Below are 23,752 nucleotides of genomic sequence, written 5' to 3' on the forward strand. Positions count from 1 at the left end.
GTAGAAGAGCCAGCGTCCGGCACGTGGGCCGGTACCGTGCGGCGGCGTCCGGCACGTGGGCCGGTACCGTGCGGCGGCGTCCGGCACGTGCGCCGGTACCGTGCGGCGGCGTCCGGCACGTGCGCTGGCACCGTGCGGCGGCGTCCGGCACGTGCGCTGGCACCGTGCGGCGGCGTCCGGCACGTGCGCTGGCACCGTGCGGCGGCGTCCGGCACGTGGGCGGAAGGTGCCCGTACGGACCAGCGCGTGTTCGCGGGACCCGCCCCGCGAACCGACCGGCAGCACATCACCCGCCCGTTTGACGGACGGGCTCGTCCGGCGGGCTCGTCCGGCGGGCGCCCGGGGGGGGCGTCCGAGGGCTTCGCGACGCGCTCCGGCGGACGCGCTTCGGCACACTCGACCTGTCCGGTACCACCGCCCGCCGGGCGTCCGGGTCAGCTCAGCGGCTCCAGAAAGCCCTCCTCCACCAGCAAGCGGATCGCCTGAGGCGTCCGGTCACGCAGCAGTACCGGGTCCTCGGACATCAGCTGGGCGATGGCGTCCAGAATCCGGCCTGCGGGGAGCGAACCGTCGCACACACCGGCGAATCCGGCTCCGACCGCGTCGACCTTCGTCGCCCGCCGCATCCCGCGGTGCTGACGCAGCACCACGTGTTCGGGATCCTCGGCGCCCGGTAGGCCGACCTGCTCCTGCACGACTTCCTCGGCCAGGGTGAAGTGCGCGGCGAGCAGGGCGGCGTCGTCGTGCTCCCGCAGGTAGTCCTGGCGGGCGAAATGGGCCTCGACGGCGGGCCCAAGGGGCTGTTCCACCGCGTGCGGCCACTCCTCGGTGACGACCGACGGATCACCGGCGGCTGCAGCGGCGGATCTGCGGAGCGTGATCCAGCCGAAGCCGACCGCCTTGGTGCTGCGGGCCTCGAACTCGTCGAGCCAGGCCTCGTAACGCTCGGTGTACAGCGCCGGGTCGGTGCGGTGGTCGCCGCTGTCGCGCAGCCAGAGCTCGGTGTACTGGGTGACGTCCTGCACCTCGCGCTGCACGATCCAGGCGTCACAGCCGGCGGGCACCCAGGAACGCACCCGGTCCTGCCAGTCCTCGCCCTCCACGTGCTGCCAGTTGGCGAGGAACTGCGCGTAACCGCCCTCGTTGAGCCGGTCGCCGGCCTGCTGCACAAGAGTGCGGCAGAGGTCGTCGCCCCCCATCCCTCCGTCGCGGTATGTCAGCCGGGCACCGGGCGAGATGACGAACGGGGGGTTGGACACGATCAGGTCGTACGTCTCCGAGCCGACCGGCTCGAAGAGGGAACCCTCACGCAGATCGGCGGCCGCCGCTCCGGACAGCGCGAGCGTCAAGCGGGTGAAATCCAGTGCGCGCGGGTTGACGTCGGTCGCGGTGACCCTGGTGGCGTGCTGGGCCGCGTGCAGTGCCTGGATACCGGAGCCCGTCCCCAGATCCAGCGCTGACTCCACCGGTCCGCGCACGGTGATCCCGGCGAGCGTCGTGGATGCTCCTCCGACGCCGAGAACGACTCCTTCCTCGTGCGAGCCGATGCCACCGGCCCCGCCCACCGCGCACCCCAGGTCGGAGACGATGAACCAGTCCTGTCCCTCGGGACCGCCGTAGGGGCGTACGTCGACCGTGGCACTGACCAGGTCCCCCTCACGGACCACCCAGCCGTCCTGCAGGCACTCCTCCAGTGGGAGAGCCGCGGCGGCCGCGTCCGCCGGCACGGAGCGCTGCAGGAGGAACAGCCGTACCAGCGTGTCGAGCCGGGAATCGCCGCGCGTGGCCCGGAGCGCGGGGACGGTCTCGCTGCGGGCGAGCGCGGTGTAGGCGGGCGCACCGAGGCGTTCGAGAAGGCCGTCGGCGGTGAAGTCGGCGGCGATCAGGGACTCACGGAGCCGGGGAGCGCGGTCGGATGCGGGGAGGCTGCTCTTACTCACCCGTCCATTGTGGCGGCTCCCTCCGACAACGGCATCGGCCCGGCACCCACGAGGAGCGCCGGGCCGATGCCGTGTCATCAGGATCGCCGTGTCACGTACCAGGCGTCATGTCAGGCCTTCTTGCTCGCCGACGCCTCGGGCGAAGGGGACTTCGAGGCATCGGCCGACGGCCCGGACGCGGGCGGGGCGGACGCCGTCGGCCGCTGGCACCCCTTCTGCTTGGCCATGGCGGAGCCGACGTCTCCCGACTGCAGCTTCTGCAGTGCCTGGTCGCCGTTGGTGCTGATCTTGTTCAGCTCGTCGGCGATTCCCTTGAGACCGTCGGCGAACTTCGCCTGGTCGTCCGTGTCGAGGTCATCGACCTTCGTCTTCAGGTTCGCGTAGGCGACCGAGGAGGCGTTGAGCTCCTTGACTGCCTCCTTCTGCGTGGTCTCCCCGTCGTCCACCGGCGGGGCGCCCGCCTCCTGCACAGCGGTGCCCAGCGCCTTGTACGCCTGCGAGATCTGCTGGAAGGCGGCCGAGTCGGTCTTCTGGACATCGGCGGGCTTGCTGTTGTCGGCGGTCTGCTGCTGGATCGCGGCGTTGGCGTTCGCGATCTTCTGCAGCTGGGGCTGGACCTGGTCGCAGACCTTCTTCGCCCAGTCGTTCACCTTGTCGTCGCTGTCGTCGCTGCAGCCCGACAGTGCCAGTACGAGTACCGCACCACCGGACAGTGCGGCTGCAAGCTTCTTGTTCACCGGATGGGGTCCCTTCCAAGGCTCTCGGCCCCGGAACTTACACGCCGGGCAGGTGCCATCGAGGCGTCAGGCATCCGGTATATATTCTTTTGCAGCCATTTGCACCAAGCAAAATGAGGGAGATTCAGCTCACCTCCGCCCCTGGATGCATATGCGGGGCATTCAGGCCCGGCGAGGGAGCGTGACGCGCGAGGCGACAGACGTCACATCAGAACCGCATGTCCGCCGTCTCGCTGACGTCTGCTCAGTCGAGATCGTCCCGCTCCTCGTCCCTGAGCCTCATGAGGCCGGTCCGGGTTCACCTCCTCCCACGTTCCCGCCTTCGCCTCTGCTGCCGCCGCCCGGGCCGCCGCTGTCCCCCACCGCGATCCCACGCCGCCTGGACACGTACACCGCACCAACGATGACGGCGATCGCGACGACGGCCACCAGGGTCCGCAGGCCGGCGCTCGCGTCGTCGCCGTAGCTGAACTGCACCACCGCCGGTGCGATGAGCAGCGCCACGAGGTTCATCACCTTGAGCAGGGGGTTGATGGCCGGCCCGGCCGTGTCCTTGAACGGGTCACCGATCGTGTCGCCGATGACGGTCGCGGCGTGGGCCTCGCTGCCCTTGCCGCCGTGGTGCCCGTCCTCGACGAGCTTCTTGGCGTTGTCCCAGGCGCCACCGGAGTTGGCCAGAAAGACGGCCATCAGAGTTCCGGTGGCAATGGCACCCGCGAGGTAGGAACCGAGCGCCCCCACGCCGAGGGTGAAACCGACCGCGATGGGTGCCAGGACCGCGAGCAGCCCGGGCGTGGCCAGTTCCCGCAGCGCGTCCTTGGTGCAGATGTCGACGACGCGCCCGTACTCCGGCTTCTCCGTGCTGTCCATGATCCCCGGGTGCTCCCGGAACTGCCGGCGCACCTCGTGGACGACCGCTCCCGCCGAACGGGACACCGCGTTGATGGCCAGACCCGAGAAGAGGAAGACGACCGCCGCTCCGAGGATCAGGCCCACCAGGTTGTTCGGCTGCGAGATGTCCAGGCTCAACCCGAGTTCACCGGCCCTGGCCCCCACGTCGTCGACCGCCGTGGCGATCGCGTCCCGGTACGAGCCGAAGAGCGCCGCGGCCGCCAGGACGGCCGTGGCGATCGCGATGCCCTTGGTGATCGCCTTGGTGGTGTTGCCGACGGCGTCGAGGTCGGTGAGCACCTGAGCTCCCGCGCCCGTGACGTCCCCCGACATCTCCGCGATGCCCTGGGCGTTGTCCGACACCGGGCCGAACGTGTCCATCGCGACGATGACACCGACCGTGGTCAGCAGCCCGGTCCCGGCCAGCGCCACCGCGAAGAGCGCCAGCATGATCGACGTCCCCCCGAGCAGGAACGCACCGTAGACACCGAGACCGATCAGGAGGGCGGTGTAGACGGCTGACTCGAGTCCGAGGGAGATGCCTGCGAGCACGACGGTCGCGGGGCCGGTCAGGGAGGACTTGCCGATGTCCCGGACGGGGCGTCGGGCGGTCTCCGTAAAATAACCGGTGAGCTGCTGGATCAGCGCGGCGAGCACGATGCCGATGGCGACGGCGACCAGCGCGAAGACCCGCGGGTCACCGCCGTGCGAGGTGATGGCCTCGTCCGTGACCCCGTCGAGTCCGGCGTACGTGGACGGAAGGTAGACGAACACCGCCACCGCGACGAGCACGAGCGAGATCACCGCGGAGACGAAGAACCCGCGGTTGATGGCGCTCATTCCGCTGCGATCGGCTCGCCGGGGCGCGACGGCGAAGATCCCGATCATCGCGGTGATCACCCCGATCGCGGGAACGATCAGCGGAAAGGCCAGACCCGAATCCCCGAAGGCGGCCTTGCCCAGGATGAGCGCGGCCACCAGGGTCACGGCGTACGACTCGAAGAGGTCCGCGGCCATACCCGCGCAGTCACCGACGTTGTCACCGACGTTGTCGGCGATGGTGGCGGCGTTGCGCGGATCATCCTCAGGAATGCCCTGCTCCACCTTGCCCACGAGGTCGGCGCCCACATCGGCCGCCTTGGTGAAGATGCCTCCTCCGACCCTCATGAACATGGCGATCAACGCGGCGCCGAGTCCGAATCCCTCCAGTACCTTGGGCGCGTCGGCGGCGTAGACGAGCACCACACAGGAGGCCCCGAGCAGACCGAGGCCCACCGTGATCATGCCGACCACTCCACCGGTACGGAACGCGATCTTCATGGCGCGGTGGGAAACAACGGCGAGGTTCTTCTCCGCCTCTCCCTCTACGGGAGTCGCCTCACGTGCGGCGGCTGCCACCCGCACATTGCTGCGAACCGCCAGCCGCATACCGATGTATCCGGTCGCCGCAGAGAAAATCGCCCCTACCAGGAAGAACAGAGAGCGCCCCGCACGCTGCGACCAGTTGTCGGCCGGCAGCAGAAGAAGCAGGAAGAAGACCACGACGGCGAAAACGCCGACCGTACGCAACTGGCGGGCCAGATAGGCATTCGCGCCTTCCTGGACCGCGGCGGCGATCTCTTTCATACGGACGGTTCCCTCACCGGCTGCCAGCACCTGCCGCACGAGCAACCGGGCGAGCACGAGCGCTGCCAGTGCGACGATCGCGACGACGACGACGATCAGCCGGTTGCCATCAGTCAGTTCCGCTGCTGCCAGCGAGGTGGAGGGGCCTGAAGTTACGGAATGGTGCGCCAGTTCTGTCAGTGGGGTTTTGAGGAAATCCGTCATACGTCCTCCTTGACGCCGAGCGCTCAAGACGTGGACGGATTGTAGGGAGCAAATGCTGATCAAAACAGTGGGTGGTCATTGAAAACGACTCCCGCCCATCAAATGACAAATGATCTGGACCCAGGTCCGACCCGAATGCAGTAATGGCGCTGGGGCGTAACGTCTTCGAATGGGCCGAGCGGGCCGAGCGAGCCGAGATCACCGATCCGGCATCGCGGCATCGCGGCATCGCCCGACGGATGGCCGTCCCCCTTCGGTATGCCGGCCGCGTGCGAGAGTTCCGAATCCGCGGCCAGGCCTCGTAGGCAGGCGTCGGTGCGCCTGCCGGACATTCGCGGGACGGCCCTGAGCGGGGAGTGGGGTCCTGCTCGTCGTCCACGAATCCGCGCTGCACCTCCCCCTACCCACCGATCGCGGATCGCCGGGCGACTGGCGACTGGCGACTGGCGACTGGCGACTGGCGACTGGCGACTGGCGACTGGCGATGATGCCTCGAGCGCGTTGCGGCGGGTCGGTGGGGCGGCGGGCTCCGCACTGGGCGAGTCGGGGAGCCGCGACGGGCGTGTCGGAGGGCAAGAGGCCGACCGGGGGGCGCGGAGCCCTGGTCCGGAATCGCGGAGGAGGGGACGGGGCGGGCTGAGGCAGGGCTGGGCAGGGCGGGGCAGGGCAGGGCAGGCGTACGGGGGCGTGGCTGCCCTCAGGGGCAGGGGGCGGCCCGTCCCCGGAGGCCCGATTTCCCGCGGGTCGATTCCCCCAGGTCCATTCCACCGAACGGTGGAACAAGCCGCGAAGGCGGGCGCTCGGGTCCCCTCCTCGGGTGCACGACTTGGATGCACGACTCGGGTGCACGACTCGGGTGCACGAAGGGGTCGCCGCGGTCGGCGGTGAACGGGTACCCGCAGGCAGTGACGGCTGATGATCCCCCGGGCATGTAGCCGGACGAGTGCACCGCCGCGCCCTCTGTGTGCTGGTCCGGGCGCGAAAGGCGGGCAGGGCGAGCAGCCACGCCGGGTGGACCACGGCGCCGCACAGGGCCGGCCGGGGGCCACGCGTGAGGGCACGAGGCCGTCACCAGGGACGCACAGTGCTCTCAGGCCGAGGCGGTAGGCGTTCTCCTCCGGGGGCGGAACGGAAGGCCCCGGCCGCCCCGCAGCCCGATGCCGGGCGCGTGGGGTCCAGGAGGGCGGGGTGGAGCGGCCCAGGAGAAAGCGCGGGCCGGGAGGGGCGCGCGGGGTCCGGGACGGAACGGGATGGAGTCGCTCAGATCAGAGACAGAGCGGGGTGGAGTCGCTCGGGTCAGGGAAGTGCCACGGCAGGTGTCGTGGGCCAGGTCATGCGGATGACGCCGCCGTCCTCACCCGTGCGCACCTCGACGTCGTCGACCAGGCCGCTGATGACCGCCAGGCCCATCTCGTCCTCCATGTCGGCGTCGGCATCCGGGTCGTCAGGGCCTCCCCCACGCGGACCCGCGACCGAGGCTCCGGGCCCAGAGGGCGGAATCCCGTCCGCCACCTCGATGGAGAACGCCTTCTCGTCCTCGATCAGGACGACTGTGACAGGGGCGGCGATCTCATGACTCCGATGCAGGCCGACAGCGCGACTGCACGCTTCACCGACCGCGAGTCTGACCTCGTCGAGCACCGCCTCGTCCACGCCGGCCCGGCGCGCCACGGCGGCAGCCACGAGGCGTGCCGTCCTGACGTGTTCAGGCTGAGCGCTGAAACGGAGTTCAACGGTTGGCATGCCATCCCCCTCGAACGTATGGGTGAGCATCTCAGGGGCCCGGGCGTGGCGCCCGGTCCCCTGTGCTCATGCTCCTCCGGAAACCGACGAAGCCGGCAGCCGGCCACTTGGCCGACCACCCGCTTGCGACGGCCGTCTGCGGCCGCCGTGCCGGTCTGTCACCGCAAGCCTGTCGACGATGGATTTGCCGCCAGGCACCGACTGGATCAGTCGGTGGCGGCGACAGCCTCGTCGACCGTGGTGTGGATGGGAAACACCTTGGTCAGACCAGTGATCCGGAAGATCTTGAGAATGCGCTCCTGGTTGCACACCAGGCGCAACGAGCCCTCATGGGCCCGGACACGCTTCAAACCGCCCACGAGCACGCCGAGGCCGGTGGAGTCGAGGAAGTCGACGCCTTCCATGTCGACAACCAGGTGGTAGCTGCCGTCATTCACCAACTCGACCAACTGCTCGCGCAGCTTGGGCGCGGTATACACATCAATCTCGCCACCGACCTCGACGACCGTACGGTCGCCACCAGGGCCGGACACATTGCGAGTCGACAGGGACAGGTCCACGGATCCTCCAGCACCTTGCTATCGAGCGGTCGCCCCTCGGTCTCCCCGACGGAGGCCAGGGGACGGATCGCCAGCCGCGATGGCATTCAATCACTTACCAGCAGCCATGCACGACGCCTTGGGACCATTGTCCGTCACGCCAGTGACACACTCGGTGCCGATGGCCAAGAATCACCGCCCCAGTCGACCACCCGAGAACCCGGGCTCGCGCCCCTCTCCCGCGGTGGTTCTCGACCGGCTCGCCGCAGCGGCGGGCCGGGCAGCGCGCATCACTCATACGGAGCACCTGCCCCCGCGTCCGGGAACCCATGCCTGCTGGCCGGATCGCATCCGGCCAGAGGTGATCGCGGCGATCGCCCGGTCTGGAATCGACCATCCGTGGACGCATCAGGCCGCCGCTGCCGAACACGCCCTGGACGGCGAGTCCGTCGTGATCGCGACAGGTACGGCTTCGGGCAAGTCGCTCGCGTATCTCGCTCCGGTACTGAGTACCCTCCTCGACGGCTCCCATGCCCCGAACGGCCGAGGCACGACCGCTCTGTACCTCTCCCCAACCAAGGCCCTGGCCGCGGACCAGCGCCGCGCGGTGAAGGCGCTCGCCGCCCCGCTGGGCTCCGCGGTCCGGCCGGCGGTCTACGACGGGGACACGCCTGTCGAAGAGCGCGAGTGGGTCCGGCAATACGCCAACTACGTACTGACCAATCCCGACATGCTGCATCGGGGCATCCTCCCGTCCCACCCCCGCTGGGCATCCTTCCTGCGTTCCCTCCGCTTCGTCGTCATCGACGAGTGCCACACCTACAGAGGCGTCTTCGGCTCCCATGTCGCCCAGGTGTTGCGGCGGCTGCGCCGCCTCTGCGCCCGCTACGGCTCCGATCCCGTCTTCCTGCTCGCCTCCGCCACCGCCGCCCAGCCCTCGGTGGCCGCGGGCCGGCTCACCGGTCTTCCCGTGAAGGAGGTGGCCGACGACGCCTCGCCCCGAGGGGAGATGGTCTTCGCACTCTGGGAGCCGCCGCTGACCGAGTTGCACGGCGAGCGAGGGGCTCCCGTCCGCCGTACCGCCACGGCGGAGACAGCAGACCTGCTGACCGATCTGACCCTCCAAGGCGTGCGCTCGGTCGCCTTCGTCCGTTCCCGGCGCGGAGCCGAACTCATCTCCGTCATCGCCAAGGAACGTCTGGCCGAGGTGGACGGCTCGCTGCCCGGGCGCGTCGCTGCCTATCGCGGAGGCTATCTGCCCGAGGAACGCCGAGCCCTCGAAAGGGCACTGCACTCCGGCGAACTGCTCGGACTGGCCGCGACGACCGCCTTGGAGCTCGGCATCGACGTCTCGGGCCTGGACGCCGTCGTGATCGCCGGCTATCCGGGCACCCGCGCGTCGCTGTGGCAGCAGGCGGGCCGCGCCGGGCGCTCCGGGCAGGGCGCCCTGGCCGTGCTCGTGGCCAGGGACGACCCACTGGACACCTTCCTCGTCCACCACCCGGAAGCACTGTTCCAGCAGCCCGTGGAGTCCACCGTCCTGGACCCCGACAACCCTTACGTCCTCGCTCCGCACCTCTGCGCCGCCGCCGCGGAACTCCCTCTCACCGAGTCGGACCTCGCACTGTTCGGTCCCGCCGTGGCGGATCTTCTGCCTCAGCTGGAGACCGCGAAGTTGCTTCGCAGACGGCCTACGGGCTGGCACTGGACACGCCGGGAGCGAGCAGCCGACCTCACCGACATCCGGGGAGGAGGCGGGCGCCCGGTCCAGATCGTCGAGGAAGGCACCGGCAGGCTCCTGGGCACGGTCGACGAATCCGCCGCCCACACCACCGTCCACGAAGGGGCTGTCCATCTCCACCAGGGACGGACCTATCTGGTCCGGACGCTGAACCTGGACGATTCGGTGGCACTGGTGGAGGAAGCCGTCCCTCCGTACTCGACCAACGCCCGTGACACGACGGCGATCACGGTGCTGGAGACCGATACCGAGATCCCTTGGGGCGAGGGCCGGCTCTGTTTCGGCTCCGTCGAGGTGACCAACCAGGTCGTCTCCTTCCTACGGCGCAGGCTGATCACCGGAGAGGTCCTGGGCGAGACCAAGCTCGACCTGCCTCCCCGTACGCTGCGCACCCGTGCGGTGTGGTGGACGGTGACCGAGGGCCAGCTCGACGCCGCTCGGATCAACCCAGAGATCCTCGGAGGCGCCCTGCATGCCGCTGAGCACGCTTCCATCGGCATGCTGCCGCTCTTCGCCACCTGCGACCGCTGGGACATCGGCGGGGTCTCCGTCCCGCTGCACCCCGACACACTCCTCCCCACGGTCTTCGTCTACGACGGACACCCGGGTGGGGCCGGCTTCGCGGAGCGTGCCTTCCATACGGCGCGCACGTGGCTGACGGCCACGCGTGAGGCCATCGCGTCCTGCGAGTGCGAGGCCGGCTGCCCGTCCTGCATCCAGTCCCCCAAGTGCGGTAACGGCAACGAACCACTGCACAAACGGGGTGCCGTTCGCCTCCTGACCGAACTCCTCAGAACAGCACCGGAAGTCCCCGCACAACGCCCCCTCGCGGACGGGTCGGACGCCCCGCGGCCGGAGAACCCCGACGCGTGAGGTGTGCTGTCACCGCTCCACCCCGAGGATGAGACCCTGCCGGGACCAAGGTCCCGGCGGCGGTGCGATGGCCTGCGCAGGCCATCGCTCAGCAGCCCGTGCACTTCACCGGGCCGGTCCCTCGGCGGCCTCCGGAGGACCAGCCCTCGACCGGACCTCCGGTGCGTACGGGCCGAACCGCGCGCGAACCGTCACGTCCGCGATCTCCCCCTGGATCGCGCACCGGATCACCTCCGTCCCCTGCGCTCGGGCGACGTCACCCGCCGAACGGCAGGCGCTCCCCGCTCCGCTGAGCGCCCTGTCCGCCGCCGCGAGCGCCGCCAGATCTGCTGCGCCACCCGCGCGGTGGCGGGCGGACACCGCCTGCCCGAGTGCGAGTACGACCGCGAACACGGCGCAGAGAGTCGCAGCGGTCACGACAGCCCAGACCGTCGCCACTCCTCGGTCGCCGCCACATCGCCGACCCACCCTCACAGTTCCGCTCCCACGGCGTCCTCGGCGGCGGCAACCGCTTCCGCCCCGAGAGTCAGTTCCAGACCGTGAGGGCCGGGTGTCGGAGCCTCGACACGGACTCGCCAGAAGCTCCCTGTCCGTGCCACCACCACCTTCGCCCCGGCAGGAGCGGCCCCCTGGGCAACGGCACGCACCGCCTGCTCCGGTTCGGATCTGGCTGCGGCCCGCGCTCCGGCCCGCGCCGCGTCCACACAACGAATCTGATCCGAGGCGGCCACCAGAGCCCACGCCAAGGCGAGCACGAAAGCCACGAGCACGGGGAGAACCATGGCCGCCTCGGCCGTGACGGCCCCGCTGTCTCCGGACCGGCCCCGTTCCGCCTCAGAACTTCGCATCAAGGGCCTCCTTGATCAGCGACTGCAGCGCCGACATCACCGTCCCACTGGTCACCACCTTGTAGAGCACCGCCGCGAAGGCACACGCGGCGATGGTCCCCACCGCGTATTCGGATGTCGTCATTCCCCGGTCCGGTCCACCGCCCCGGGAATGCCTGGCGAACCTCGAACTCCACATCCGTCGCAGCGCACGCGATGCCCGCATCGTGATCATCCTGTTCATCTCAACCCCCATGTCGAATACCTCGCATCGGTTCGTTCCGGACCACGTCCGTCGTCCACTCAGAGCTCTCCGTCAGGCCCAGGGACTCGGGCCGGGTCCCCGGTCCCAGGTCCCGGATCCCTGGATCCCTGGATCTGGTCCTGGGGCAAACAGCCGGACACCGGTCCGGGACCGGTCCGTTGCCGCAGGTACGGGCCCGTTCTCCGCCGGCCGGCTGCCGCGTTCGCTCGCGTCCGGGCGGTTCGCCAGGCGCACGCTCCCGACCGACTCGGCCGAGACTCGCTCTCGTCCACCGCCCGGCCGGGAACGCCGCAGGACATGCGCCGCCACCCCGTCTCGGGCATCCAGGTCCGAAGCGGCCCGTCGGCTCGGTGAGAACGAGCCCTGGCCGGTTCGGAAATCCGTCCGGCGGCCCTGGCGAGTACTCCTGATCCCCTTCAGCCGTGCCGGAGCAGACCGGTCGCAAGACCGATCACCACGGGGGCCACTCCCACAGCCAGGAAGGCGGGGAGGAAACAGAGCCCCACGGGTGCGGTGATCAGTACGGCCGCACGCCGCGAGCGCGCCACCGCGGCGCTCGCGTACTCCGCACGTATCCCGTCAGCGATCGCCGAGACGGACTCCGCCGCGGGCGCCCCCGTGGACTCCGCCCGCTCCAGGCAGCGGGCCAGGGAAGCGGCTCCTGGTATGTCCCCGAACCGGGCCCACGCCTCGGCAGGTTCGGCCCCGAGGAGGATCTCCGCGGCCGACCGCGCCAGTTGCTCACCCACCGGCCCCTGCATGGATTCACCGACCGCCTCCGCGGCCTCCCTGGGGCCGGCCCCCGCCGACAGACAAGAGGCCAGCAGATCCGCGGCAAGGGGAAGCTGCCGGGCGATCAGAGCGGAATCGACCTGCTTCCGCGAGGCCACCCGCCCGCTACCGGAGCGCTGGTGACGGAACACGCACACGCCGATCACGAGTCCGACCGCACAGCCGATCGGCCCACCGACGAGAATCCAGCAACCCGTCCAGATCACAAGGGAGGTGGACCACCACCGAAGCCTCCTCCGCGTCTCCGGACCTGGCCGCCCGAGCCTCGGCCCAGAGGGCTCCTGCGCCCAGGGCGATGCCAGCGCTGCCGCGCGCCTCCGCAGAGCAAGTGCTCGGCGACGGTCGGCGAGCACCATCGCGAGGCACACCGACGATCCCAGGCCCGCGCCCGCCACCCCAGCCGCACCGAGGCCTTCACCCACGCCAGGAAGGTCCTTCATGCTTCCCCCGCCCGCACGATCCTCGAAGCCCAGAACAACCCCGCACCCTCCAGCAGGACCCCGGTCACCAGGCACACCAGTCCGCCCGGGCTGTGCAGCAGGACCGCCAGCGGATCGGCGCCGAGAGCCGCCCCCAGGGCCAGCCCCGCCACGGGGAGCAGCGCGAGGATCACAACCGTCGACCACGCGCCCGCCAACTGTGCCCTCAACTCGTCCCGACGGCGCTGTTCCCCTGCCAGAGCGCCCTCCAGGCGGGCCAGCCCCGCGGCGAGTCCGGCCCCACCGTCGACTGCCACCCGCCAGCAGGCCGCCATACCCGCGAGTCCCTCGAGACCGGGGCCGGCCGACGCCGTGCGGAGCGCACCCGGCACATCGCCGCCGAACCGAGCGGCAGCGAGTACCTCAGGTCCCGCCGCCCCCAGAGCACCGGTGTTCCGCGCTGCCACGAGCAGCGCCTGCCCGGGATTCCGCCCCGCCCGCAACTCTCCCACCACTGCCCCACAGAGCGACGTCACCTCGTCGGTCGCCCTCTCCCGTTGCCGGGTGCCGGCCCTCCTCCGCAGCCAGCGCCTCATGAGCGGGACGGCGAGAGCGCCGGCGAGCAACGGGAGCACCGAGTCGCCCAGCACCGCGAGAGCAGCCGCCACAGGGGCACAGAGCCATTCCCGCCGTCCGTCCAGGAAGGTGCGAAGCCGCGTCCCCCATGCGAAGCCCCACCATTCATCCTGCGCCGGCCGCATGAGACGCCTGGCACGTCTCGCTCCCGGATCCCGGGCCACGGCCAGACCACCCGCCAGCCCCACGCAGCAGGCCCACACCCAGACCGGTACCTGGTTCAGGGCGGCCCAACCGGTCGCCGTCACAACCGCTCCCCGATGAGCGCTCCGAGCGTGTCCCAGCCGCGCTCCGACGCGAATCCTCCGGGGGCCCAGCGCAGAGCCGGCACGGTGACCACCAGTCCGGCGGGATCACGCTCCAGCACATGCACCTCGGCCAGCCTCCGCTGCCCGCTGCGGTCGCGGACGAGATGGAGGACCACGGACAGCGCTGCCGCCAACTGGCTGTGCAGAGCAGCCCGGTCGAGGCCCGCCGCCGTGCCCAGCGCCTCCAAGCGGGCGGGAACATGTTCGGCGGCGTTCGCGTGCACCGTGCCGCAGCCTCCCTCGTGTCCGGTGTTCAGTGCCGCCAGCAACTCCGTCACCTCGGCGCCACGAACCTCGCCGACAACCAGCCGGTCGGGCCGCATGCGCAGTGCCTGGCGGACAAGGTCCCGCAGGGTCACACGTCCGGCGCCTTCCTGATTGGCCGGACGGGACTCCAGGCGGACGACGTGAGGATGGTCGGGACGCAGTTCCGAGGAGTCCTCGGCCAGCACGATGCGCTCTCCCCCGCCGACGGCACCGAGCATGCTCGAGAGCAGAGTGGTCTTACCCGCACCCGTGCCACCGCTGATCAGGTACGAGGCCCTGGCCTCGACGAGCGCCGCGAGCAAACGGTCACCACCGGGCGGTACCGTGCCCGCCGCCACGAGCTCCGCCAGAGTGAACGCCCTGGGTCGCACGACCCGCAGCGAAAGGCAGGTCGATCCCACCGACACCGGCGGAAGGACCGCGTGCATGCGAGTGCCGTCGGGCAGCCGCGCGTCCACCCACGGCCGGGCGTCGTCGAGCCGCCGGCCGGCCACCGCCGCGAGTCGCTGAGCCAGCCTCCGGACGGCCGCGGCATCCTGGAAGGCGACCCGGGTCAGCTCCAGTCCTCGCCCCCTGTCGACCCACACCCGGTCCGGAGCGGACACCAGCACATCGGTGACCATGGGATCGGTCAGCAGCCGCTCGAGCACTCCGGTGCCGACCAGTTCACCCCGCAGTTCCTCGGCGGTGTGAAGCACGTCGGCATCGCCCAGCAGGCGGCCCTGGGCCCTGAGCGCGGCCGCGACCCCGGCGGGGGTCGGCTCCGCACCACTGCTGGCGAGCCGCTGTCTCACGGCATCGAGCAACTCGGCCGTCATGACGCACCGCCTCCGCCCGAACTGACCGGGACACCGTCGCGGAGGCCGGGATCGGCCAGATCCCAGAAGGCTCCGCAGAATCGGGCCAGCGCGCCCCGGGGATTCCCACCCGGGGGCACGCCGTTGTCCTGGGCGGACGACAGCCCTGTTTCCACCGGGAGTTCGCCCGCGAGCGGCAGTCCGAGCGCCTTGGCGACCCAGTGCTCGTCCAGACCCGCCGTGTACGGCCCCCTGGCCACGACCCGGAGATCGTTCAGGACCATGCCGGCGGCCGAGGCCACGCGTTGGGCCGCCGCCACCGCTCGCAGCTCACCCGGCACGACCAGCAGCCCGACGTCCAGTTGGGCCAGGGCCTCGGCCACCCCTTCGTCCACCCGCCGAGGCAGATCCACGACCACCACTCCGCCGAGCCGCCGCCCGGCGGAAAGCACCGAGCGCATGGCCTGCGGAGGCACGACGACCTCGTCCTCCCGGTCCCAGCTGAGCACTCGCAGTCCGTGCAGGGCAGGCAGGGACTCCTCCAACGCCCCACCGCCCAGTCTGCCTTTCGAACGCGCGAAATCCGGCCATCGCAAGCCTTCCGACGCCTCACCACCGAGCAGTACGTCGATGCCGCCTCCCAGAGGATCGCCGTCGATCAACAATGTCCTGCGCCCAGTACGCGCCGCCGTCACGGCGAGGGCGCAGGCCAGCGTGGACGCCCCGGAACCACCCCGCCCGCCGAGCACCCCGACGGTGAGGGCAGGCCGGCCCGTACCTTCCACGGCATTGGCGATCTGATCGACGAGCCACGACTCGGAGTCCGGCAGCCGAAGCACGTACTCGGCCCCGATCTCCACGGCGCGCCGCCACACGTCGGGGTTGTCCTGGTCCCTTCCGACCAGCATGACCCCAGGCCTTCGCGACATGGCACGGCACTTCGGCGCCGCGTCGTCGCCAACGAGCACCATCGCTGCCCGCTCCCAGTCGCCCCTCTCGGCGGGCGGCCCGTGGCGCACTTCGGGTACCGCCCCCGCCGCCGCGCACAACCTGAGCAGGTCGTCCAGGACCTCCGCGTCCTCGGTCAGGATCAAAGGCCCGCTCCGCCGGTCCCCGGTGTCCGGAGGAGTCTCGTCAGCGAACGATCCAGCCATGATCCCCGCCCCTTCCCGTTGCTCCTTCAGCCGGTTTCGCGACGCCCTCGAGCACTTCCGAGATGCGCGATTCCGGATCCCGCGGACTTCGCGGGTGGAATCAACATGCATCCACGCGGAAAAACTTGTGGATCAAGGTCAGGAACTGTGGACAACGAGAGCGTTGTGAATATCCCGGTAGCTCGTACAGGGGACATTCACAGCGCACCCCTTCCACTACGCAGCGTGACGAGCCATGATCGAGCGGAGCCCACCGAGGCGAAGCCACCGACACCGGCGCGAGGAAAGGGACGAGATGAGCCGCAACCGCGAAGCGCGTCCGGACATGCGACGACCCCCGCCGGGGGGGAGAGCGGGGGTCGTCCCCACGGCCGACTCGGGGGGGGGAGGAGCCGGACCGGGTTAGCACGGTCGCGAACGATCCGTGACTTCCATGGTGTACCCGAGCACCTTCTCAAGCAAACCCACCCACCGGACTTTACGCCGAATGGCGGGCCCCTATGCTCACCATTGTGGAAAACTGCTTCTCGCCGCGCACAGCAGCCTTCTTTGACCTGGACAAGACGGTCATTGCGAAGTCATCGACACTGACCTTCAGCAAGTCCTTCTACCGGGGCGGGCTGATCAACCGCCGCGCCGTACTGCGCACCGCGTACACACAGTTCGTGTTCCTCGCCGGGGGCGCCGATCACGACCAGATGGAGCGCATGCGTGACTACCTCTCGGCCCTCTGCAAAGGCTGGAACGTCCAGCAGGTCAAGGACCTCGTAGCGGAGACCCTGCACGACCTCATCGACCCGATCATCTACGACGAGGCGGCCACCCTCATCGAGGAGCATCACGCCAGCGGGCGCGATGTGGTCATCGTCTCGACCTCCGGCGCCGAAGTCGTCGAACCGATCGGAGAGCTTCTCGGCGCCGACCGGGTGGTGGCCACTCGCATGGTCGTCGGAGATGACGGCTGCTTCACCGGGGAGATCGAGTACTACGCCTACGGGCCGACCAAAGCCGAGGCGGTCAAGGCGCTCGCGGAGTCGGAGGGCTATGACCTCTCCCGCTGCTACGCGTACAGCGATTCCGCGACAGACGTGCCGATGCTCGAGTCGGTGGGGTACCCGCACGCGGTCAATCCGGACAGGGCGCTGCGGCGTGAGGCGACCCTCCGGGAGTGGCCGGTCCTCGTCTTCAACCGGCCGGTCCGACTCAAGCAGCGGCTGCCCGCGTTCTCCATGCCCCCACGACCGGCACTGGCGGCCGCCGCCGCGGTGGGCGCCGCCGCCGTGACCGCTGGGTTGGTCTGGTACGCCAGCCGCCGCCGGGGATCAAGGCAGGCCGCCTGACCCTCGGGCGCTGCACGCAGCCACCGAGGCGCCCCGCCCCCCCTCTGCAAAGGGCCGCTCTCGGTGTCCTGCCCTCGTCTCTCCGCGGGCAGGGCACCAAGGGCGTCCGACTCGCGTCATTTGAACATAAAAGTAAAGAAGTTGAGGCAGGCCTTCCGCTCTCACCGGACGCGGAGTACAAAGGATTCAACGGCCCGCGAGACCAGGGACATCCGAGAGGATCACCTTTCTACGCACCACGGCCCACGGACCGAGCACGAATGCCGAGCACCCACGCGACGTCGACCCGTCGATTACGGGCCAGCCGCACCAGGTGACGGGCAAAGAACCCGACCTGATGGGCGAACTCCGAGGACGCTTGGTAACTCGGCGGACGTGCCAGCGGCGGCACCGCATCCGGTGCCGCCGCATCTCTGTCTCACGACCACAGCCCTCCACCGCAGACTGCCTACGGTCGACCGATGGAAGTGCCGGCGACCGGCGCCTCGCCTCACGACGGCGGCGGGCCGCTGATCCGGCTTCCAGGAACAGCCGGGATCACGCCGCGCCGCGCTGCAGCGCCTCGCAGACCGCCGTGGTCTCCCTCACGCCCAGACCCACCGCACGGCCGCAGTGCGCGATCCAGGCGGCCATCCCTTCCGGCCTCCCCGAGAGATATCCCTCGAATGCCGCGACGTATGCCGCACGGCCCTGCTCGGCATGGCCCACCTCGGCAGGACAGATCGACTTGGGGTCCAGTCCACTTCCCACCAGCACGATCCGCTCGGCAGCCCTGGCCACCAGGCCGTTGTGCGAACAGAAAGGGCGAAGCGCCAGGAGTTCGCCGTGCACCACGGAGGACATCACCAGCGCGGGGGCGGAGCTGCCCTTGATGATCAGCCCGGACAGACCGTCGAGTCTCCCGGCCACCTCCTCGGCGTCCGGGAGCGACGCCTCGATCAGTGGCTCACTGACCACCTCGCCCGCCAGCCGAGGCCGGCCCACCGTGTCGTCGGGCGTGACTCCTCCGGCCGCCACGAGATGCAGTCGCGCCAGCACGCGAAGCGGCGACTGCCGCCAGATGGAGAGAAGTTGGCCCGCCTCAGCGGTGAGTCTCAGGGCCGCCCCGACGGTGCGGGCCTCCTCCTCACCGCTGAAGTCGGTACGCCGACGAACCTCCTCGAGGTTCCAGTCGGCACCCGACAGCGCCGCCGAGCCGCGCGCTCCACGCAAGGCCGCCTCCGCGGTGACCTCGTTGCTGCGCCGCCGCATGACCCTGTGCCCGTAGGCCGCATCCACCGCCTTGCGCACCGAGTCCACCGCTTCGGTCACGCCCGGCAGGCCACTCAGGGCGGCAAGCGGGTCCGAGGAAGTCGTACTCATAAGTAAGGAGGCTACGCGCACCCCGGACAGATGCCGCCCTGGAGTGGCCTTCTTCACGAAGAGCGACCACGAAGAGCGATTGTGCGGCTACCCTAGGTGAACATGAAGATCGCTTTCGTAGGGAAGGGCGGCAGCGGCAAGACCACACTGTCCTCGCTCTTCATCCGCCACCTCGCCGCCAATGAAGCACATGTCGTCGCAGTGGACGCCGACATCAATCAGCACCTCGGGGCCGCCCTCGGCCTGGACGACCAGGAAGCGGCCGCGCTCCCTGCCATGGGGGCGCACCTGCCGCTCATCAAGGACTATCTCCGCGGGAGCAACCCCCGGATCGCATCCGCCGCAACCATGATCAAGACCACCCCGCCGGGAGACGGCTCCCGGATCCTCCGCGTCCGCGAGGACAACCCTGTGTACGACGCCTGTGCCCGCACGGTCGCGCTCGACGACGGAGATGTCCGCCTGATGGCCACGGGCCCGTTCACCGAGTCCGATCTCGGTGTCGCCTGCTACCACTCGAAGGTGGGGGCCGTGGAGCTCTGCCTGAATCACCTGGTCGACGGCCCGGACGAGTACGTGGTCGTCGATATGACCGCGGGGTCGGACTCCTTCGCCTCAGGGATGTTCACCCGCTTCGACATGACGTTCCTGGTTGCCGAACCGACTCGCAAGGGGGTCTCCGTCTATCGCCAGTACAAGGAGTACGCCCGCGACTACGGCATCGCCCTGAGGGTCGTGGGGAACAAGGTGCAGAGCCAGGACGACCTCGAGTTCCTCCGCGAGGAGACCGGCGACGACCTGCTGGTGACCGTCGGTCAGTCCGACTGGGTCCGCTCCATGGAGAAGGGGCGCCCCGCCCCGTTCGAGCTCCTGGAGGCGGACAACCGAATGGCACTGCAAGCCCTGCAGGACGCCGCGGAGGACTCGTACGAACTGCGCGACTGGGGGCGCTACACCCGGCAGATGGTGCACTTCCATCTGAAGAACGCGGAGAGCTGGGGCAACGAGAAGACGGGCGTCGACCTGGCCGCCCAGGTCGACCCCGCCTTCGTTCTGCACGAACATCTCACGGAGACCGCCGCACAGCCCGCCTGAGCGGGCGCCGGCGCAAAGGCCCGCCCTATCCCGCGTCCCCGCCGGGACCGCGGTCCGCCGCCCCGCCCCGCGTTCCGGTGGGCGTGGGGGCGGCCGGGGTCCCGGCGGCAGCCGGTCCCGCCAGGAACGACGCCCAGCCCTGCGCGGGCTTCTGCCCCACCTTCAGGGTTCCCAGCTTCTCGAGTGCCGCCGGGTCCTGGGCATCGAGCCAGTCGGCCAACTGCCGGAAGGAGACACAGCGAACCTCCCGTCGGGTACAGACCGTTCTGATCGTCTCCTCGACCGCGCGCATGTAGGTGCCGCCGTTCCAGGACTCGAAGTGGTTGCCGATGATGAGCGGTGCGCGGTTGCCGTCGTAGGCGCGGTCGAATGCCTGGAGCAGCCCGTCCCTCATCTGGCTCCCCCAGTACTCGTGCTTGTCCGGGTCGCCCTGGGTCGTCGTTCCGGACTGGTTGAACATGAAGTTGTAGTCCATCGAGAGCGTCTCGAAGTCACGGCCCGGCATGGGAACGAGCTGGAGAGGAAGATCCCACAGCCCGTCCTTCCTGGCGGGCCAGACCTGGTTCCCGATGCCACTGGAGTCGTAGCGGAACCCCATGGTCCGCGCAGCCGCGACCATGTTCTTCCGGCCTTCCAGGCACGGGGTGCGGGCGCCGATCAGTTCCCTGTCGTAGTCGAAGGGCAGCGGCGCCTCGGCCTTCAGGGCCGGAGCATTCGTCTTCCAGCCCTTCACGAACGCCTTCGCCTGGCCGATCTCGCTCTTCCACTCCTCGACCGACCAGGTGCCGACCCCACCGTCGGGTCCGCAGAAGTGACCGTTGAAGTGGGTGCCGATCTCATTGCCGTCGAGCCACGCGGCACGCAGCTCCGTCAGCGTGTCACGAATGCCCTGGGTGTCGTTGAACCCGATGTCGGAACGGCCCGCGGCATGCTGGGGCGGGTCGTACAGCGCCTTCTTCTCCTCCGGCAGCAGGTACACCCCGCTCAGGAAGTACGTCATGGTGGCGTCGTACTTCTTCGCGACCGCGCGGAAATGCGAGAACAGCCGCTGGCTGTCCTCACCGGCTCCGTCCCAGGAGAAGACCACGAACTGCGGCGGCCTCTGACCGGGCTCGAGCCGCTTCGGCACGGGCAGCTTCGGCTGCGCTCCGGTGAACGCGGTGGAACCGTCGCCGATGAGGTCGACCGCCGCCTTCGGCGCCGCCGCAGGGGACTTCCCCTGGGCCGGCTCCTTGCCATGGCCGGGGCCCGCGGCACCGGACCCCGGTCCCGAGCAGCCGGCGAGACCCACAGCCAGGGCCGCCACCGCGGCGCCCAAGGCGATTCGCTTCGAGGCGTTCGAGGCGGAAATCATCCGTCCACCTTCTTCCTTGCGGGATTGGTGCACCGAAGTGCCGACACAGCGCGGCCCACCTCACACGCAACCCACAGAAATCAGTAAGACAAAACAGATGAAAAGCTGCTTATTCACTTGATTGAGTGATACATACGGCCAAGTGCCCGAAAGAATGGACAGCTTTCTTTACTCTGCATTACCTTTCATTTACGGATAGTTGATAAATCCCGCCGCTTTGCCCACCGCCGCACGCCGTGACTCACGGCCGCCGTCACTCGAAACACCGCGACCGCGCTGCCCCGGAGGAGACGGGAAACATGTCTGCCTGCACCCCCATCCGCAACGACCGCTCAGCCCGCAGTCCGCACTCGTCCCCGGCCTCGGGAATCAAGCGTCCCCACAGCCCCCCGCCCGGTCGAGGCCGATTCCGGGTTTCGGGAGCGGACCTGTCCGCATCCATCACCGTCTTTTTGATCGCCGTTCCCATGTCGCTCGGCCTCGCCGTCGCCATGGACGCGCCGCTCGCCGCAGGCCTGGTCTCGGCAGCGATCGGCGGCATCGTCGCCGGGGCGCTGGGGGGGACCCCGCTCCAGGTCAGCGGCCCCTCCGCCGGACTCACCGTGGTGACGGCGGAGTTGATCCAGATCTACGGATGGCGCACCACCTGCGCGATCACCGTCGCGGCGGGCCTGCTTCAGATCCTTCTGGGCTCGCTGAGAGCAGCCCGCAGCGCCCTGGCCGTCAGTCCCGCCATCGTGCACGGCACCCTCGCGGGAATCGGGGTCGCCATCGCCCTCGCCCAGCTGCACATCGTGCTCGGCGGAGCACCGCAGAGCTCCGCTCTCGACAACGCCCTCTCGCTGCCCGCCTCCCTGGCACGGTTCGAGCCGGCCGCCCCGCTCATCGGGGCGCTCACGATCGCGCTTCTCATCGCGTGGCCGCGGCTGCCCGGGCGGATCGGAGCCTCTCTGGGCAGAGTTCCCGCCGCCCTCGCAGCCGTGGCGGTCGCAACCGCCGTGGCAGCGGTGGCGACCCCGGGGATCGCCCGGGTGGACCTTCCCTCGTGGCACTCGCACGCGCTGCCCGAGATGCCCAAGGGGCCGGTTGCCGGCCTGGCGGCGGCAGTGCTCACCGTCATGCTCGTCGCCAGTCTCGAGTCCCTGCTCGCCGCAGTCGCAGTGGACAAGCTGGCGGCAGACCGCGCGGCGACCGCCTCGAAGGCCGAGGCGACACCCGCCCCTCCGAAGAAGGCGGACCTCGATCGCGAACTGCGAGCCCAAGGTGTGGCCAACGCCCTCTCGGGACTGGCCGGGGGGCTGCCGGTGTCCGGCGGCGCCGTCCGCAGTTCCGCGAACGTCCGGGCGGGTGCACGGACTCGGGCCTCCACGGTGCTGCACGGCGTCTGGGTACTGCTCGCCGCCTTGCTGCTGGTCACAGCGCTGGAATGGATCCCGCTGGCTGCGCTGGCCGCACTGGTGATGATGGTCGGCATCCAGATGGTCAACTTCGCACACATCCGCAAGGTCCACAGGCACCGCGAGTTCCTGGTGTACGGAGCGACCATCAGCGGTGTGGTGCTCGTCGGCGTGCTCGAAGGGGTGGCCATCGGCATCGTCGTCGCGGTGGCCGTCGCCCTGCACCGGCTGGCCCGGACGCGCATCACTGTGACCGAGAAGGACGGTAGCCACCTGATCTCCGCCCGTGGCCAACTGACCTTTCTGGCCGTGCCCCGTCTGAGCCGCGTCCTCGGACGTATCCCGCACGGGGCCGACGTCGTGGTCGAGCTGGACGGCTTCTTCATGGATCACGCGGCATACGAGGCGATCCAGGACTGGTACGCGGCGCAGACCGCGACGGGTGGCCGGATCGAGTTCACCGGACGTTCGGGAGGCCGTATCGCCGAGCCCGCGTCGGCTGCACACTCCTGTTGTCGCCCGTGGACGCCGTGGCGCAATCACCACTGCCACGACAGCGCGCAGGATGGCGTGCCGGCCATGTCAGGATCCGTCTCGCACCCAGTGACGGTGAAGGCTCCCGTGGCCGGTTCCGGGGACTCTCCCACCCGGCGTGGCGCCCACCGCCTCCTGAGCGGTCTCAGTTCGTTCCAGCGGACCACCGCCCCGCTGGTCCGCGACGAGCTTGCACGGCTCGCCTCCGAAGGACAGCGCCCCTCCCAGCTGTTCCTCACCTGTGCCGACTCGCGCCTGGTGACCAGCATGATCACTGCCAGCGGTCCAGGTGACCTCTTCACCGTGCGCAATGTCGGAAACCTGGTGCCGCCACCGGACCCCGAGGGTGCATCAGGCAACGACGATTCCGTGGCCGCCGCCATCGAGTACGCGGTGGACGTTCTCGGGGTCGAGTCGATCACCGTCTGCGGCCATTCCGGATGCGGTGCGATGCAGGCCCTGCTCGGAGCGGGTCAGGACGACCCCGGGACACCCCTCTGGCGGTGGCTGCGGCACGGCATGCCGAGCCTGCACCGGATGCGGTCCCGCCACCACTCCTGGGCCCGCATCGCGGGACGCATGCCCACCGACGCCGTCGAGCAGCTCTGCCTGACCAACGTGGTACAGCAGTTGGAGCATCTGCGGGCACACGAGTGCGTGGCGCGCAGGCTGGCCGCGGGCACCCTGCAACTGCACGGTATGTACTTCCACGTCGGCGAGGCACAGGCCTATCTGCTGACCGAGGGCGCCAGCTCCGGAACGGGACCCGACGAGGTGTTCGCCCGGGTCGCGCCCGAGGCCGAATGGGAGGAGCCGGACCCCGGTTCCCTCGACCGGCTCACACCGGGCGCCGCGGTCGGAGCCTGAACCACTCCCCTCCCCGGTCCGTGAGACCTTGTGGTCCCGCTTCC

18 protein-coding genes are annotated in these 23,752 nt (G+C 69.8%); 4 read left to right on the forward strand and 14 right to left on the reverse strand.

Annotated features, from left to right (window positions below; translation table 11 throughout):
• Positions 1 to 434 precede the first annotated feature (434 nt).
• From ACFXOA_RS20210 to ACFXOA_RS20230, 5 genes are all read right to left on the reverse strand, one after another.
• Positions 435 to 1,940, reverse strand: coding sequence for a methyltransferase (locus ACFXOA_RS20210; protein WP_385030033.1), 1,506 nt, complete (start codon positions 1,938 to 1,940; stop codon positions 435 to 437).
• A 110-nt stretch (positions 1,941 to 2,050) separates the two neighbouring features.
• Positions 2,051 to 2,677 carry a small secreted protein gene (locus ACFXOA_RS20215; protein ID WP_385030036.1) on the reverse strand — a complete coding sequence of 209 codons (627 nt, stop codon included), beginning with the start codon at positions 2,675 to 2,677 and terminating at the stop codon, positions 2,051 to 2,053.
• 279 nt (positions 2,678 to 2,956) lie between these two features.
• On the reverse strand, positions 2,957 to 5,398 hold the full coding sequence (locus ACFXOA_RS20220) for a sodium-translocating pyrophosphatase (protein ID WP_385030039.1): 2,442 nt from the start codon (positions 5,396 to 5,398) through the stop codon (positions 2,957 to 2,959).
• Between the two features lie 1,296 nt (positions 5,399 to 6,694).
• Positions 6,695 to 7,141 (reverse strand): ATP-binding protein, encoded by a 447-nt coding sequence (locus ACFXOA_RS20225; RefSeq protein WP_385030042.1) that lies wholly within the window; start codon positions 7,139 to 7,141, stop codon positions 6,695 to 6,697.
• A gap of 206 nt (positions 7,142 to 7,347) precedes the next feature.
• Positions 7,348 to 7,701 (reverse strand): STAS domain-containing protein, encoded by a 354-nt coding sequence (locus ACFXOA_RS20230; protein WP_003967428.1) that lies wholly within the window; start codon positions 7,699 to 7,701, stop codon positions 7,348 to 7,350.
• A 79-nt stretch (positions 7,702 to 7,780) separates the two neighbouring features.
• Between ACFXOA_RS20230 and ACFXOA_RS20235 the strand changes: the two genes are divergently transcribed.
• The gene (locus tag ACFXOA_RS20235; RefSeq protein WP_385030045.1) at positions 7,781 to 10,294 is read left to right on the forward strand and encodes a DEAD/DEAH box helicase; all 2,514 of its coding nucleotides are present in this window, start codon (positions 7,781 to 7,783) and stop codon (positions 10,292 to 10,294) included.
• Positions 10,295 to 10,399: 105 nt separating this feature from the next.
• On the opposite strand, the gene ACFXOA_RS20240 is transcribed toward ACFXOA_RS20235, so the two are convergent.
• The 7 genes from ACFXOA_RS20240 to ssd form a co-directional block, all read right to left on the reverse strand.
• Entirely contained in the window at positions 10,400 to 10,768 is a 369-nt protein-coding gene (locus tag ACFXOA_RS20240) for an Rv3654c family TadE-like protein (protein ID WP_385030048.1), read from the reverse strand.
• The gene (locus ACFXOA_RS20245; RefSeq protein ID WP_385030051.1) at positions 10,765 to 11,142 is read right to left on the reverse strand and encodes a TadE family type IV pilus minor pilin; all 378 of its coding nucleotides are present in this window, start codon (positions 11,140 to 11,142) and stop codon (positions 10,765 to 10,767) included. The genes ACFXOA_RS20240 and ACFXOA_RS20245 overlap by 4 nt, the downstream gene beginning before the upstream one ends.
• On the reverse strand, positions 11,129 to 11,320 hold the full coding sequence (locus ACFXOA_RS20250) for a DUF4244 domain-containing protein (protein WP_385030286.1): 192 nt from the start codon (positions 11,318 to 11,320) through the stop codon (positions 11,129 to 11,131). The genes ACFXOA_RS20245 and ACFXOA_RS20250 overlap by 14 nt, the downstream gene beginning before the upstream one ends.
• 482 nt (positions 11,321 to 11,802) lie before the next feature.
• Positions 11,803 to 12,276, reverse strand: coding sequence for a type II secretion system F family protein (locus ACFXOA_RS20255; protein ID WP_385030054.1), 474 nt, complete (start codon positions 12,274 to 12,276; stop codon positions 11,803 to 11,805).
• A gap of 338 nt (positions 12,277 to 12,614) precedes the next feature.
• The gene (locus ACFXOA_RS20260) at positions 12,615 to 13,481 is read right to left on the reverse strand and encodes a type II secretion system F family protein (RefSeq protein ID WP_385030057.1); all 867 of its coding nucleotides are present in this window, start codon (positions 13,479 to 13,481) and stop codon (positions 12,615 to 12,617) included.
• Positions 13,478 to 14,626, reverse strand: a complete 1,149-nt coding sequence (locus ACFXOA_RS20265; RefSeq protein WP_385030060.1) for a TadA family conjugal transfer-associated ATPase — start codon at positions 14,624 to 14,626, stop codon at positions 13,478 to 13,480. The genes ACFXOA_RS20260 and ACFXOA_RS20265 overlap by 4 nt, the downstream gene beginning before the upstream one ends.
• Positions 14,623 to 15,759 carry a septum site-determining protein Ssd gene (ssd, locus tag ACFXOA_RS20270; RefSeq protein WP_385030063.1) on the reverse strand — a complete coding sequence of 379 codons (1,137 nt, stop codon included), beginning with the start codon at positions 15,757 to 15,759 and terminating at the stop codon, positions 14,623 to 14,625. The genes ACFXOA_RS20265 and ssd overlap by 4 nt, the downstream gene beginning before the upstream one ends.
• A 500-nt stretch (positions 15,760 to 16,259) precedes the next feature.
• Here ssd and ACFXOA_RS20275 point away from each other — a divergent pair, with 500 nt between their 5' ends.
• Positions 16,260 to 17,099: an HAD family hydrolase gene (locus ACFXOA_RS20275; RefSeq protein WP_385030066.1), complete on the forward strand. Its 840-nt coding sequence runs from the start codon at positions 16,260 to 16,262 to the stop codon at positions 17,097 to 17,099.
• A 537-nt stretch (positions 17,100 to 17,636) separates the two neighbouring features.
• Here ACFXOA_RS20275 and ACFXOA_RS20280 read toward each other — a convergent pair.
• Positions 17,637 to 18,461, reverse strand: a complete 825-nt coding sequence (locus ACFXOA_RS20280; protein ID WP_385030069.1) for an oxidoreductase — start codon at positions 18,459 to 18,461, stop codon at positions 17,637 to 17,639.
• A 102-nt stretch (positions 18,462 to 18,563) separates the two neighbouring features.
• On the opposite strand from ACFXOA_RS20280, the gene ACFXOA_RS20285 reads away from it, so the two are divergent.
• On the forward strand, positions 18,564 to 19,556 hold the full coding sequence (locus ACFXOA_RS20285; protein WP_385030072.1) for an ATP-binding protein: 993 nt from the start codon (positions 18,564 to 18,566) through the stop codon (positions 19,554 to 19,556).
• Positions 19,557 to 19,581: 25 nt separating this feature from the next.
• On the opposite strand, the gene ACFXOA_RS20290 is transcribed toward ACFXOA_RS20285, so the two are convergent.
• Entirely contained in the window at positions 19,582 to 20,910 is a 1,329-nt protein-coding gene (locus ACFXOA_RS20290; protein WP_385030075.1) for a hypothetical protein, read from the reverse strand.
• A 299-nt stretch (positions 20,911 to 21,209) separates the two neighbouring features.
• Here ACFXOA_RS20290 and ACFXOA_RS20295 point away from each other — a divergent pair, with 299 nt between their 5' ends.
• A complete protein-coding gene (locus tag ACFXOA_RS20295) occupies positions 21,210 to 23,708 on the forward strand; it encodes a SulP family inorganic anion transporter (protein ID WP_385030078.1) in 2,499 nt (832 codons plus the stop codon).
• The last annotated feature ends 44 nt before the right edge of the window (positions 23,709 to 23,752 follow it).

The organism is Streptomyces sp. NPDC059166, assembly GCF_042755185.1.
GTDB lineage: Bacteria > Actinomycetota > Actinomycetes > Streptomycetales > Streptomycetaceae > Streptomyces.

Excerpts from the sequence above, each read along its gene's own strand:
- ACFXOA_RS20290 (WP_385030075.1), bottom strand. The coding sequence starts at position 20,910 with ATGATTTCCGCCTCGAACGCCTCGAAGCGAATCGCCTTGGGCGCCGCG.
- ACFXOA_RS20295 (WP_385030078.1), top strand. The coding sequence starts at position 21,210 with ATGTCTGCCTGCACCCCCATCCGCAACGACCGCTCAGCCCGCAGTCCG.
- ACFXOA_RS20220 (WP_385030039.1), bottom strand. The coding sequence starts at position 5,398 with ATGACGGATTTCCTCAAAACCCCACTGACAGAACTGGCGCACCATTCC.
- ACFXOA_RS20250 (WP_385030286.1), bottom strand. The coding sequence starts at position 11,320 with ATGTGGAGTTCGAGGTTCGCCAGGCATTCCCGGGGCGGTGGACCGGAC.
- ACFXOA_RS20245 (WP_385030051.1), bottom strand. The coding sequence starts at position 11,142 with ATGCGAAGTTCTGAGGCGGAACGGGGCCGGTCCGGAGACAGCGGGGCC.
- ssd (WP_385030063.1), bottom strand. The coding sequence starts at position 15,759 with ATGGCTGGATCGTTCGCTGACGAGACTCCTCCGGACACCGGGGACCGG.
- ACFXOA_RS20275 (WP_385030066.1), top strand. The coding sequence starts at position 16,260 with ATGCTCACCATTGTGGAAAACTGCTTCTCGCCGCGCACAGCAGCCTTC.
- ACFXOA_RS20280 (WP_385030069.1), bottom strand. The coding sequence starts at position 18,461 with ATGAGTACGACTTCCTCGGACCCGCTTGCCGCCCTGAGTGGCCTGCCG.
- ACFXOA_RS20235 (WP_385030045.1), top strand. The coding sequence starts at position 7,781 with ATGGCATTCAATCACTTACCAGCAGCCATGCACGACGCCTTGGGACCA.
- ACFXOA_RS20265 (WP_385030060.1), bottom strand. The coding sequence starts at position 14,626 with ATGACGGCCGAGTTGCTCGATGCCGTGAGACAGCGGCTCGCCAGCAGT.
- ACFXOA_RS20225 (WP_385030042.1), bottom strand. The coding sequence starts at position 7,141 with ATGCCAACCGTTGAACTCCGTTTCAGCGCTCAGCCTGAACACGTCAGG.
- ACFXOA_RS20285 (WP_385030072.1), top strand. The coding sequence starts at position 18,564 with ATGAAGATCGCTTTCGTAGGGAAGGGCGGCAGCGGCAAGACCACACTG.